A 12,785-nucleotide genomic window follows, 5' to 3' on the forward strand; every position below is an offset into this window, starting at 1 on the left:
AATTGGGGGTCGGTTCATTATTTTGGCTGCTTTTATTTTTCTAATGCCTCAACTTTTAGCATGTTTTGCAAATCCATTAAAACCTTAACAGGATCAAGTTGTAAACCTTGACAATAAACAATAAACTCAAACACATCCAATCTGCGATCTCCCGTCTCCACCTTGCCAACAAACGAATAAACCACGCCCAATCGCTCTGCTAAAGCCCGCTGGGATAATCCTAAAGATTTTCTTTGAGCAATAAAAATTTCTCTTAAATGCTGATGTTGATCAGAATGTATAGATAGACGCAAATTTTTCATTGCACCTATTTTAGGGACAATATATAATGCACCCAAAACAGGTGCAAATTTATAGGAGTATTTATGAGTCAATCTACCAATCAATCCTTGAATGACTGGATGGAAAATCTACCACCAGAAATTCAAAATAAGTTGCGTGAACAACTGAATAGCATTGCCAATTATACGCCACGAGTCGGTATTATGGGCAAGTCAGGTGCAGGCAAATCATCACTTGCCAATGCTATTGTTGGCAAGCAAGTATTTAAAGTTGGTCACTTGGGTGGCTGTACACGCAATTTACAAGAAGAAGTTGTTCAAATTAAAAATCGCGAATTGGTATTTGTGGACTTGCCAGGCATTGCTGAAAATCCTGAGCGCCACGATGAATATTTGAAGCTTTATGAAGAGCAATTACCCAAGTTGGATATCATCTTATGGGTAATTAAAGTTGATGACCGTGCTCAAAAAGACGATTTGGAATTTTATCAATGGCTAACCCAGCGCTACAAAAAAGAACAAATCATCTTTGTTTTAAGTCAATGCGATAAAACGCACCCAACAAAAGAATGGGACTGGGATTCATTCAAGCCTGGCAAACGCCAACAAGAAACAATCAGCGAAAAACTTAAATTAATCGCACAAGATTTTAATATTAGTAGCTATAGCAACATTGTATCCATTGCCCATGATTATGATGAAGAAAAGAATGAGGCAAGAAATTACAATATAAATTTACTGATTGAGAACATTATCTATAATATGCCTAGGCAAGCACAAAGCAGTTTCTTGGCGTCAGTCCCCGAAGAGGAAAAAACGGAAAAAGCAAAGGAAGAAGCGCTAAAAGGATTTTTGGGTTTGGTCGATGAAGCCCTTGATATTGTTATTGATAATGCACCGTTGCCACCAATCTTAAAAGAACCAGCGAAAAAAGCCAAAACAGCTTTACTTAAAGGTGCCAAAAAACTTTGGGGGAAACTATTTGGTTAAATCAAAAAGTCCAGTTTAAAAACTGGACTTTTTTAACAAACCTACCCAATCTCAAGCCCATCACACGCCATCTCGACCGCTTTGATGATGGCAAGGGCTTTTTTGTTGGTCTCATCCCATTCTGCCATCGGGTCAGAATCAGCGACCACGCCTGCCCCTGCTTGGACATGAACCTTGCCATCTTTCATCACTGCGGTACGAATGGCGATGGCCGTATCCATATTACCATGCCAGCCCAGATAGCCAATCGCCCCACCAAACACCGTGCGGCGGACAGGTTCAACTTCATCAATGATCTGCATGGCTCGGATTTTGGGCGCGCCCGACAGCGTGCCTGCCGGAAAAGTCGCACAAAATACATCGAGCGCATCGACATCATCACGCACCTGTCCTTCGACATTGCTGGCGATATGCATCACCTGCGAGTAGCGTTCGATAAACATCTTATCCGTCACCTTGACCGAGCCGATTTGACATACTCGTCCGATGTCATTACGCCCAAGGTCAATCAGCATCAGATGCTCGGCGATTTCTTTTTGGTCGGACAGCAATTCTGCCTCAAGTGCCAAATCCTCTGCCACATCACGCCCACGACGGCGAGTACCTGCCAGTGGTCGCACCGTGACCGTACCATCTTCGATACGAGATAAAATCTCAGGCGATGCCCCGATGATGTCAAATGGCGATTTGCCCACTCCAAAGGTTTCGCCGTGCAGCATAAACAAATACGGCGATGGGTTCAGATAACGCAGTGCTCGATACACACTCAAGGCATCCCCATCAAAGTCCGCCGTCATACGCTGCGCAGGCACGACTTGCATGACATCACCTGCTAGGATGTAGTCTTTGATTTTATTGACATCCTTGCAGAACTTATCCTGACCTGTGACAGACACAAAGTTTGGCTTAGGCTGTGTGGTCGTGGTCAAATCAGGTCGCTGTCCCAGTGCTTGTTCGATCGCAGCTAGGCGCGCCAGTCCATCTTCATAGCCATTTTCAAGCTCACTATTGGCATAGACGACAATGGATAAAGTATGCTCAAGATTATCAAACACCACCACTTCGGTCGATAACATCAGCCATAAATCAGGCAGATTCAGCGGATTGGGTGCATCCGACTGCCCCACCGATGGCTCAATGGTGCGGATCAAATCATAACCAAAATACCCCACCAAACCACCGCTAAACACCGGCAAAGCTGGCACATCTTCCACCGTCGGCATGGTAAACTGCGCCATGAATTTGCGGATTTCATCAAATGGCTTGTCCGTCTGGGTACTCGACACCACGCCCACCAGCTCGCTGCCGACTTTCATCACACCATCTTGGTATTCAAAATACACGCCCTTGCCAAGCCCAATCATCGAATAACGAGCAAAACGCTCACCGCCGACCACCGACTCAAACAAATAAGCTTTTGGGTTTAGTTTGCGAATATTGGCAAATACCGACACCGGTGTCGCATCGTCCATCAGGCGTTTTTTGATGAGTGGTACATGGCTGTAGCCACGGTGTTTGAATTGTAAAAATTCATCTTTGGTCATCGGATTTGACATTGTTATAATCCATGCAATTCATAAAAAATTGTCATTATCATAGCACAATTTTATCGAAATTTTTATAAAAAAACACACCAAGTCATAACGAACATGGTGTGCTGATTTTGATTATTTTAGGTACTGAGATTTTAGAATGCCTTTAAGCTCGGCATAGCTTAGGTGCAGTGACGGCATCCCAAAGACATAAGGCGTAATCTCATAGGGCTGATACAAAAATTCCACGCCTGTCTCATCAAACATAAAATTTTCTGTCACCGCAAAATCCCAGCTATTCATAATCTCGGACGGCTCAACTTCCATCGCAATCAGATATTCATAAAACTTAGCATATAACATCTGCTCAAGGGCATCTTGCTGTCCTGCGATGATGATGTCATCGAGTGTCAGCAATTTTTTATTTGTCAAATCAAAGACATAGTAATAGCTATTTGGCAAATCATGTGCCCCGCCCGTATAGACATTACCATCGATTCGCATCAAGGCAAGCCCTTTGTGCATACCAATCATCGATGGTGTCGCCATCACCGAATAGCTATAAATACTGTCTTCGGCACGCGCGGTATTGACAGCACCAACCAGATTATTTGTAATACGATTCAGCTCACGAGCAAGCTCACGGTCGGTCACCAATGGCTTATTATAAAAAGCTTTGGTTTGCTTGGCGATGGCAGAATCTGAATCATGCTCATCCAGTACATCAATGATGGCAAGTACATCTTTATTAATCACACTATCAAGCCACATATGCCCTGTGTGTATCAGCTGATAATCGATGCTCGGGCAATACTCGCCACAGCTCTCATATGGCGTACTGTCTGTCTCAGCCCACTTGGACTGCACATAAAAATCGCTCGCCTGTGCCGCACCCATCATCATCAAGGCAGCCGTGAGTGCCACACCAAACACACTGTTCTTGCTACGCTTTGTCATTCTCATCTCCAAAAAATCCCAACATATTAGCCAAACAGCTTATCACAAGATTGTCATAATAAGCCCATCATAACATACTTTAAAAATAATGCAAAGCATTGTCAAATCATCTAAAGTCTGCCAAATACAAATCAGCCATCAGTATGAATAATAACTGATGGCTGATTGGTTAATCACCTTGGGATTTTTTGATTTGGTTTATGGATTTTGGATTTGGATATTGTTTGGCAACGCTATCCACCCAAGCAAATAACTCGTCCAAATCATAATCACCGCCATGACCTTTATCCCACGGCATCGCAAAATCGACATTTTTGCCTTGATTAGCAAGCTTGGTTGCCAAAATCACAGGAATGGCAAAGCCTATATCGCTGTCTTTTGCCCCATGACGGATGCGCCAATGCAGGGCGGTGTTGGCGGTTTTATCGTCCAAATACGCCATCGGGTTCATCAGTTTCACCGTCTGAGCATCTGCCACTTTGGCATCTGTGGCGGTGCTGTGCTTAACACCAAAGGCAGTAAAATGGCGATTATCGGTGGCATTATCGCCAAACAGATTATTCTCGCCTGCGGACAAATCTAAGGCATCAAAAGCAGGCGGCGTTTTTGAGCGACCTGTATAAGCCTTTAAAAACTCACTATAATCAGCGATATAATACGGCTCGGCAGATTTTTTTTGTGCCAAAAAGGCATAACTGCTCAAATCCACGCCTTGCTTATGCGCGGTATTGACCGATTTATTCAGATGATACAGTACTTCATCTTTAAAGCTGCCATTGCCATCTTTATCCAAGGTCAAAAGCTTGCCATCATGCCCTATCAACTTTAAGCCATTAACATAACTTGGAAAGTCTTGCTTGAGTGCTTGGGCAGTTTGTTTTTCGCCATCGGTTAATGTACCCGGAACTAGCTCACGCTTGACATTATAGTCAAGCATGGAGATGGACATTTTTTTATAATCGACGACATCAGCCAATTGCCATTCGTACGCCATATCAGCATGCTCAAGATTGGTAATCGGGCAGTAGCTTGACACCGCAAATACGCTATCAGATGCTTTGGCAGCGCCCAATTTCTGCAAATACGGCTCATAGTCTGCGCTATCGCCCGTCGCCCCAAGCAGTGCCGTCATCGCACCGCCTGCCGATGTGCCGTTGACGATGATTTTACCCGCATCGCCTGCCATCACGCCATCATTTGCCTTCAGATAGCGCACCGCCGCCTTTAAATCCACAATCGCTGCGGGGGCTTTACCATAATACTCGCCCTGCTCGCTCTTTAGCGTGCGACCCCTTGCCCCTGCCGATGCGACTATCATACCACGATGCAGTGCCTGTGCCACACTGTTTGGCTTACCATCACGACCTACGCCCACCGTCATGGGCTTAGCAGGCATATAGCCACCGACTGCATTAGGCATAAAAATAGGGGCGGTGGCTGCGGTATAGCCATTGATGGATTTATCTTCAAAATAACTTTCGGGAATATAAATATTCATCGACTGATAAGCGGTATCCACAGGATTTGCGACATAGGCGATGTTCTCATAGGCACGCACTTTGATGGTTTGGTTATCCACCGTGACATCAAGCGGTTTATAATTATTGACATCAAACTGCAACGCATTGGCGGTGCTCGTTGTGACGGTAGGCAATTTACCATCAATGATACTGATATTGACAGGATTATTATTCACTGTGGCGATGGTGGATGCGATGGTCGAACACCCTGCTAGGGCAAGGCTTGCGCTCATGGCGGTGATGATGGGCTTGAATGATGATTTCATAAAAATTCCCTAATAAGAATAATTCTTATTTTATCACCATCATCATTCAAGATTTAGTTGGATATGTTATTTTTTGTAAATTGATACTGTTGTCTTTATTGGGATTTTTTAAACACATAAACACAAAACTCGCCACGCACATCAAGCACATCCAGGCGTTCAAGCTCGGCTCGTTTGTCCGCTTTTGCCTTGTATGCATAAGGCGTCATGGCAATCAGGTGCTTAAGATTCGTATTATCAAGCGTCATATCCGCATGGATAATCCGCTCATCGATGAGTACAAACTCTGAGGCAAGGCTTGCGATGAATTTCTCAGGCTCATGGGCAATCACTTGTCCAAACAACGCCTGACGCATAGCATACAGATGATGCGGTGCTGGCGTCGCCACAATCAGATGACCATCTGCCGTCAACACTCGGCGCATCTCATCTTTTGGCAAGGGGCTAAATAGGCTTGTGCAAACATCCACCATACCATCTGCCACAGGCAATACCGCGCCTGTGCCCACCACCCAAGTGATACGCTGTGCCTTGTCCGCTTTGGCAGCGATTTGCACCGCTGATTTGGCGATATCAATCGCTATCACCTGCTCGGCGACATCTGCCAAGCCATCAGTATAGTAGCCTTCACCGCAGCCGATATCCAGCACTGCCTTGGCAGGCAGTGACGATAGCGTCTGCTTGATGGCATCTTTGAGTGGCTGATAATACCCTGCCGACAAAAACGCACGGCGTGCCGCTACTGACTCGGGCGTATCACCGGGATTTTTGCTCTTTTTGTGCTGGACGACGTGCAGATTGACATAGCCTTCTTTGGCGATATCAAAGCTGTGATTGGATGGACAGCGGTAGCTTTTTTGGGTCAGTGTCAAAGACTGTTGGCAGATTGGGCAGGTCAGCATGGTTTCGGGCATTAATAAAAATTATCGACTATTGTAGCACAGCTGTGTCGCTTTTTGGGTGGGTGTGCTCATTTCTTGCCCGCCAAAATCCCACTGACAATCACAAGTCCAATCCCCACCATCGCCATCATCGGTAGCACTTCATCAAACGCCACCACCCCATACAGCGTGGATAGCACCACCGACAGATAGCCTAATGCCGATACCATAAACTTACGCCCAACCTTATAAGCGTGCGTCATCAGCATCTGCCCACCTATCGCTGTCACACCAATGCCAAGCAAATACGGCAACATCTCAAGGCGCAGCGGCGTCCAGCCAACCACCGTGCTCGCCACCGCTGATAGCACAGTCGCCAATGCCGAAAAATAAAACACAATCCGCCACGACGGCTCACCAAGCAGTGACAGCTCTCGCACCTGCAAATAGGCATAGCCTGCAATCGCACCACCGCCAAGCCCCATCAAAGTCGGTAGCACACCATGCCCCAAGATACTCGGGCGTAGTATCAGCCCAATGCCAATCAAGCCAAGTATCAGGGCAAACCAAGTGGTACGGCTAGGCATCTGCTTTAAAATCACCACTGATAAAATCGCCAAAAATATCGCCGAAGTATTGCTAAAAGTCGTCGCCGTCGCCAAAGGCAGATGATTGATACTATAAAAAATCATGCACAGTGCTGTCGTGCCTGCCAATGACCGCCAAAAATGTTCTTTGGGATAGGCGGTAGCAAAAGACTGACCTATCAGCATCGCCTGCACACCAAGCACCACCGCAGCAAACGCCACTCGCCAAAACACCAGCTCGTACTCGTGCATGGCGAATCTCAGTCCCGTCATCTTGACCAAAATCCCCATCACGGTAAAGCACACCGACCCCGCGACCATCCATAGCGAGCCGAGAAATGAACCTGTGTCAGTGTGGGGAGTTTTGGGCATGATGTTCTTTAATGGATACGATTTGGGGTATTGTATCATAATTGGGAGATGGCTAGTAAAACACTGTGTTAATACATTTTATTTTCAGATGCATCTTATCAATCTTATGTATTAATGTAAACGCATGCACATTCAACAATTCTTCTTCAAATTTACAGTCATAAGTATTTTTATAATAACTATTGCTTTTATTAGCATATTTACTATAAACTTATTACCAATTAATTGTAAAATCTTTACTGTATTTATAAATCCAATATAGCTTTATGACCAAGATTCATACCCACTACGACAGCCTTGGTGTATCACGCGATGCACAACCCGAAGTTATTAAAGCCGCTTACAAAGCACTTGCGAGCAAATATCATCCAGATAAGAACCCAAACAATTCTGACGCCGAACAAATGATGAAAAGCATCAATGAAGCTTATGAAGTCCTGTCGGATCCCAGCCGTCGAGCCCAATATGATCAGTGGATTGATGCACAAGAAACACAATATTCTCAAAACACTAAGCGTACTTATAATTACCAGCGCTCCAACGATCATGAAAGAACCAACCCCTATCAGAGGCATGACTTCACCTATTATTCAGCACAGACCAAGCATGCCTTGCATTCTTTTTGGTCAATGCATGGTCGCATGAGGAGACGCACTTATATTCTGCTATTTATCCCAACCGCTGTTCTTGCAATATTTATTCGAAATCTTACTCATGACGCTGGAGTTCATCTAGGTATGGATGCTGCAATTACAGGCGAAATCCCTGTGTTATCTATGATGGCACTTTTAATACTAGAGCTAATTCCATATTTGTTCATCACATTTATTTCCATCAAAAGATTGCACGACTGCAACTATAGTGGCTGGTGGACAGCTTTACCTTTTGTTCAGCTAATTATACTTTTTGCCCCGGCTACAAAAGGCGTAAATCAATTCGGTGCCGATCCGCGTATCCCAAACAAAAATTTCCAACATAAGAATGCAAGATACGACTATTCTTTTATCTACCTATCCCTTCTTTTGATAGCCATCAACCTTGCGATGCTAGCGATCGCTGTTTCAGAAATACGCCAAACTATAAGCCTAGCAAATCAAGGTGGCGAAAATACGCATCAGCAGTCCAACAACTCTGTTGAATCAACACCATCAATCAAATCTAACAGCCCACAAGCAGTACACCAATTGGGAGAAATTATTACAACAGCCCAAGATATTTATTTATATGAATGCGCCTCGGCTAACTGTTCAATTCTTGGCATTATCCCTCAAGGCGAGGAACTAATCATCACCACCGACACAAATGATGCCCATTATAACAATGGTTGGTTTCATGTTGACTACCATGGAAATTTTTGTGCAACAAATAGCAATCTAAGTACTTGCAACACCCCTCAATACACCTTCCTAAAAGGTTGGATTTATCAGAATGCAGGTACTGGCACACAACCCACACCCGATGCATCAAATACGGTGGTCACAACCGATTACAGCAATATAATGGCAGTTTATCACAAGCCTGAACTCGCCCCAACCACTCAAGAGTGCTATGATAGTGAGCTATGCAATGCTTTTGTTGCCATTGCACAACAATGGCATAATATACCCATCGACTATCGCTATCAAGGGTTTGATATTCGTCAGCAGGCGGCAATCGGGGATGCACATGGTTTGCATAAAGGCTTTACTTTGCAAAATCAGAGATCAATTGAGTTGGCCGAAGCTGGCAATATTTTTCTTTATCAAAATGCCAACATGTCAGGACAAGAGGTTCATCTGTTTGCGCAAGGTTTAGCTATGTTGCTATATATAGAAGATCAAAATGGGTGGGCACAGTTACATTAATCAAGCAATCGTCTTAGCAGTTCGCTTTCTTTGTCTTTTTGCTCAAGCAGTTGTTTTTGGTGGCCAATGATAAGTTGTAATTTTTCAACTTTTTGGATGTTGTCACAATGTTTGCTTAGTATAATTATCACAGCTATCGCCAATTGGTAACGAAAAAAATCCATTTTCTTCTTTTATCGCATGCGTAGTGCTGACATTGGACATATCGGTGTATTAAAAAAATTAAACGGGGATGGACTCAACCCCTCTTAGCAACAAAAAAAGTGGTGGACAATGAAGAACAATTGGGTAATCTGGATGGGTATTATCGTTATTATCTATGTTATATTTAACAACGACGATAAACCAAAAAATCACCGATTCACAAATCATAATTATGACAATTTGCTTGAAACCACCAATCAAATACCATCTAATGCCACTGCTGAATGTCGAGACGGTACTTACAGTTACAGTACAAGCCGTAGTGGCACTTGCTCGCACCATGGTGGTGTAAAATATTGGCTAAATGATAACCCATCAACCCCTGAAACTATATCTACCCGTACTTACACATCAACATCAACACAAATTCATACAGCAAACACACAATCCATCCAGAATCCGCTTGAAACAATAGAGCCGATCCAAAATGCCCACCAAATTGAACAAACCCAACAAATCTTTACCGTTGAACAAGCCAAACAGATGTATAAACAAGAAATATTTAACATTAATCAAGCATGGCAAGCACTTGATCCAAATTTTAGAGAAAGTATTCGCTTGGAGCAAAGAACAATTAATAATCAACGTGAAGCTGAGTGTACAGTCTATGGACAAAATCAATCCCAAAACCCTGAAGAGCAGTTGGCGTATCGTCATTTATGTGAAGTGCCAAGATTGCAAGCACGAACACGATATTTGCAAGAAAATAGATATACAAGAATTATCGAACCTACATTTGACAAAACCAACAACCCAATTATGGATGCACCAAGAGTACCAACCAATCCACCTATGACACTTAAAGAAGCAAAAAATGCCTATGACATAGAAATTTATCATATTAATCAGGTGTGGCAAGCGCTTGATCCAGAATTTAGAGAGAGCATTCGTCTAGAACAAAGAGCAATTAATAATCAACGAGAAAGTGAATGCACTGCTTATGGCAAAGCTCAAAGCAACAACTCTGATATTGCCAAAACTTATCGCTATTTATGTGAAGTGCCAAGACTACAAGAGCGTACCAAATATCTACAGCAACAACCGATGGAATTGTCATGAATATTGGTATCCGCTTTACCCCCTTCTAATTTCCAAAACTCATGTAGATAATATTCATTGTATATTTTTTTAAAAATCCATAAAATAAGTTATAGCCATCAACATAAACAATCGTTTTCATATTTCACCTAAGCATTAAAAAACCGCCAAAAAGCGGTTTTTTTAGCCCTAAACAACAGCCAACTGAATGACAGTTATAAAGGGAGAGTTGTATTCTTATTATAGTGCCAAAAAAGAGGCTTTGTCAAACCATCAATGCTCCCGAGTCGCGCGGAACTCCACTTCAGGATACCGCTCTTGCATGAGTTGCAAATTCACTCGGCTTGGGGCAAGATAAGTCAGATAGCCACCGCCATCAACGGATAACTGGTCATGGGCTTTTTTCTTAAATTTCTCAAACGCCACTTTATCATCACAATGCACCCAGCGTACGGTGGCGATAGACACAGGCTCAAAGGTGCATTGCACTTTATATTCTTCGGCTAGGCGATGTGCCACCACTTCAAACTGCAAGACACCCACCGCCCCTAGAATCAAATCATTATTGATTTGTGGCATAAATACTTGGGTTGCCCCTTCTTCGGAGAGTTGTTGCAGGCCTTTTTGTAGCTGTTTGGATTTGAGCGGGTCTTTTAGCACCACACGGCGAAACAGCTCGGGAGCAAAGTGCGGAATGCCTGTGAAGTTCAAATTCTCGCCACTCGTGAAGCTATCGCCAATCTGAATCGTGCCGTGATTGTGCAAACCAATAATATCACCTGCATAGGCTTCGTCCAGCGTCTCACGGTCGCCTGCTAGGAACATCAAAGCATCCGACACACGCACTTCTTTGCCGATACGCACATGGTTCATCTTCATACCACGCTCATATCGCCCCGAGCAAATCCGCATAAAGGCGACACGGTCACGGTGCTTGGGGTCCATGTTGGCTTGGATTTTGAACACAAATCCTGTAAACTCCGGCTCGTCTGCTTTGACGGTACGCTCAAGCGTCTCATGGTCTTTTGGCGGTGGGGCGTATTGGGTAAGCACATCCAAAATCATATTTACCCCAAAATTCCCCAAAGCCGTGCCAAACAGCACAGGTGTTTGTTTGCCTGCCAAAAACTCGCTTTCGTCCCAGTCTTCATGTGCCATCTGTGCAAGCTCCAAGCCTTCTAGGAACTCATTCCACATCAGCTCGCCAAGTCGCTCTTTGATGTCGTCATGGTCATAGCCATCACGCACTTCGATATCGGTGATTTGCGTGCCAAAGCCTTTTTTATAAAAGTAGGTCTTATCTTCGCCCAAATGATACACGCCGACGAAATCCTGCCCCATACCAATTGGAAAAGTAAACGGCACGCATTTGATTTTTAGCACGCTTTCAATTTCATCAAGCAGTGATAAAGGGTCACGGATTTCACGGTCAAGCTTATTGACGAATGAAATAATCGGCGTATCACGCATACGACAGACATCCATGAGCTTAATGGTACGCTCTTCCACGCCCTTTGCCCCATCAATTACCATCAAGGCGCTATCCACAGCGGTCAGTGTACGGTAAGTATCTTCAGAAAAGTCAGCGTGTCCAGGGGTGTCAAGTAAGTTCACCATATTATCGCCATAAGGAAACTGCATGACGGATGTGGTGATAGAAATCCCACGCTCTTGCTCCATGCTCATCCAGTCGGATGTGGCGTGTTTGTCGGTCTTGCGGGATTTGACTTCGCCTGCTTTTTGGATGACCTGTCCCCACAGCAGGAGCTTTTCGGTCATGGTGGTTTTACCCGCGTCAGGGTGCGAGATGATGGCAAAGGTGCGGCGACGCTGAATTTCGGAGAGTTGAGTGGTCATAATCGTATTCGGTCAGTTTGGCAAATTTATAAGAAAAATGATGGCAAATTATAGCACAATTCAAGAAATTTTTGAGTATGAAATGACGGTATTGACTGCTATAATGATGGCTAATACTCGCTTGATACAATGAGATTTTTATGGCTCTTACCGTGATTTATGCACTACTTGGTTTGATTTTGGTTGCGCTTAATGTCTATCAGCGCAAACTGTGGCTCAAATACGCCATGATGGTGCTTGGCTTTGTGCTCGTATTCTCCGCCAGTCAGCGTGCAGGACTGGATAATAAAAGCACACTTGAGATCGCCATCTACTTCGGCGTGATGATTGTCTTTGCTTTTATCATCCAAATCCTTGCCAAAACCATCTGCACCAAGCTTGCCGTCCGTTATCCTAAATGGATTCGAGCGGATATCCGCTGATTTCACCGCCCAATCTCACCATAAAGAACATACC

General features: G+C 44.1%; 12 protein-coding genes. 4 read left to right on the forward strand and 8 right to left on the reverse strand.

Annotated features, from left to right (window positions below):
- Positions 1–32: 32 nt before the first annotated feature.
- Entirely contained in the window at positions 33–374 is a 342-nt protein-coding gene (locus B0680_RS09455; protein ID WP_228143792.1) for a helix-turn-helix domain-containing protein, read from the reverse strand.
- Here B0680_RS09455 and B0680_RS09460 point away from each other — a divergent pair.
- Complete coding sequence (locus tag B0680_RS09460; RefSeq protein WP_078254852.1) at positions 366–1,271, forward strand: GTPase family protein; 906 nt, start codon at positions 366–368, stop codon at positions 1,269–1,271. The two genes, B0680_RS09455 and B0680_RS09460, sit on opposite strands and share 9 nt — an antisense overlap.
- A gap of 41 nt (positions 1,272–1,312) precedes the next feature.
- Here B0680_RS09460 and B0680_RS09465 read toward each other — a convergent pair whose 3' ends face one another.
- From B0680_RS09465 to B0680_RS09485, 5 genes are all read right to left on the reverse strand, one after another.
- Positions 1,313–2,815: an anthranilate synthase component I family protein gene (locus B0680_RS09465; RefSeq protein WP_407662016.1), complete on the reverse strand. Its 1,503-nt coding sequence runs from the start codon at positions 2,813–2,815 to the stop codon at positions 1,313–1,315.
- 123 nt (positions 2,816–2,938) lie between these two features.
- On the reverse strand, positions 2,939–3,760 hold the full coding sequence (locus tag B0680_RS09470) for an RsiV family protein (protein WP_158078324.1): 822 nt from the start codon (positions 3,758–3,760) through the stop codon (positions 2,939–2,941).
- A 169-nt stretch (positions 3,761–3,929) separates the two neighbouring features.
- A complete protein-coding gene (locus B0680_RS09475) occupies positions 3,930–5,546 on the reverse strand; it encodes a subtype B tannase (protein ID WP_211271273.1) in 1,617 nt (538 codons plus the stop codon).
- A gap of 95 nt (positions 5,547–5,641) precedes the next feature.
- A complete protein-coding gene (locus tag B0680_RS09480; protein WP_078254855.1) occupies positions 5,642–6,448 on the reverse strand; it encodes a putative RNA methyltransferase in 807 nt (268 codons plus the stop codon).
- Between the two features lie 68 nt (positions 6,449–6,516).
- Positions 6,517–7,386 (reverse strand): DMT family transporter, encoded by an 870-nt coding sequence (locus tag B0680_RS09485; RefSeq protein WP_078254856.1) that lies wholly within the window; start codon positions 7,384–7,386, stop codon positions 6,517–6,519.
- A 266-nt stretch (positions 7,387–7,652) separates the two neighbouring features.
- Here B0680_RS09485 and B0680_RS10850 point away from each other — a divergent pair, with 266 nt between their 5' ends.
- Positions 7,653–9,230: a DnaJ domain-containing protein gene (locus tag B0680_RS10850; RefSeq protein ID WP_078254857.1), complete on the forward strand. Its 1,578-nt coding sequence runs from the start codon at positions 7,653–7,655 to the stop codon at positions 9,228–9,230.
- Here B0680_RS10850 and B0680_RS10775 read toward each other — a convergent pair.
- A complete protein-coding gene (locus B0680_RS10775; protein WP_211271274.1) occupies positions 9,227–9,394 on the reverse strand; it encodes a hypothetical protein in 168 nt (55 codons plus the stop codon). The genes B0680_RS10850 and B0680_RS10775 overlap by 4 nt on opposite strands.
- Positions 9,395–9,527: 133 nt before the next feature.
- Between B0680_RS10775 and B0680_RS10925 the strand changes: the two genes are divergently transcribed.
- Complete coding sequence (locus B0680_RS10925) at positions 9,528–10,493, forward strand: DUF3761 domain-containing protein (protein ID WP_228143793.1); 966 nt, start codon at positions 9,528–9,530, stop codon at positions 10,491–10,493.
- A gap of 252 nt (positions 10,494–10,745) precedes the next feature.
- Here B0680_RS10925 and B0680_RS09500 read toward each other — a convergent pair whose 3' ends face one another.
- The gene (locus tag B0680_RS09500) at positions 10,746–12,329 is read right to left on the reverse strand and encodes a peptide chain release factor 3 (RefSeq protein WP_078254858.1); all 1,584 of its coding nucleotides are present in this window, start codon (positions 12,327–12,329) and stop codon (positions 10,746–10,748) included.
- Positions 12,330–12,469: 140 nt separating this feature from the next.
- Between B0680_RS09500 and B0680_RS09505 the strand changes: the two genes are divergently transcribed.
- A complete protein-coding gene (locus B0680_RS09505; protein WP_078254859.1) occupies positions 12,470–12,751 on the forward strand; it encodes a hypothetical protein in 282 nt (93 codons plus the stop codon).
- The last annotated feature ends 34 nt before the right edge of the window (positions 12,752–12,785 follow it).

Source organism: Moraxella pluranimalium, from assembly GCF_002014825.1.
In the GTDB taxonomy this organism is placed as follows: Bacteria; Pseudomonadota; Gammaproteobacteria; order Pseudomonadales; family Moraxellaceae; genus Moraxella; species Moraxella pluranimalium.

Bases quoted from the DNA above. Each gene is read 5' to 3' on its own strand.
- B0680_RS09460 (WP_078254852.1), top strand. From the start codon at position 366: ATGAGTCAATCTACCAATCAATCCTTGAATGACTGGATGGAAAATCTA.
- B0680_RS09465 (WP_407662016.1), bottom strand. From the start codon at position 2,815: ATGACCAAAGATGAATTTTTACAATTCAAACACCGTGGCTACAGCCAT.
- B0680_RS09470 (WP_158078324.1), bottom strand. From the start codon at position 3,760: ATGACAAAGCGTAGCAAGAACAGTGTGTTTGGTGTGGCACTCACGGCT.
- B0680_RS09475 (WP_211271273.1), bottom strand. From the start codon at position 5,546: ATGAAATCATCATTCAAGCCCATCATCACCGCCATGAGCGCAAGCCTT.
- B0680_RS09480 (WP_078254855.1), bottom strand. From the start codon at position 6,448: ATGCTGACCTGCCCAATCTGCCAACAGTCTTTGACACTGACCCAAAAA.
- B0680_RS09485 (WP_078254856.1), bottom strand. From the start codon at position 7,386: ATGCCCAAAACTCCCCACACTGACACAGGTTCATTTCTCGGCTCGCTA.
- B0680_RS10850 (WP_078254857.1), top strand. From the start codon at position 7,653: ATGACCAAGATTCATACCCACTACGACAGCCTTGGTGTATCACGCGAT.
- B0680_RS10775 (WP_211271274.1), bottom strand. From the start codon at position 9,394: ATGGATTTTTTTCGTTACCAATTGGCGATAGCTGTGATAATTATACTA.
- B0680_RS10925 (WP_228143793.1), top strand. From the start codon at position 9,528: ATGGGTATTATCGTTATTATCTATGTTATATTTAACAACGACGATAAA.
- B0680_RS09500 (WP_078254858.1), bottom strand. From the start codon at position 12,329: ATGACCACTCAACTCTCCGAAATTCAGCGTCGCCGCACCTTTGCCATC.
- B0680_RS09505 (WP_078254859.1), top strand. From the start codon at position 12,470: ATGGCTCTTACCGTGATTTATGCACTACTTGGTTTGATTTTGGTTGCG.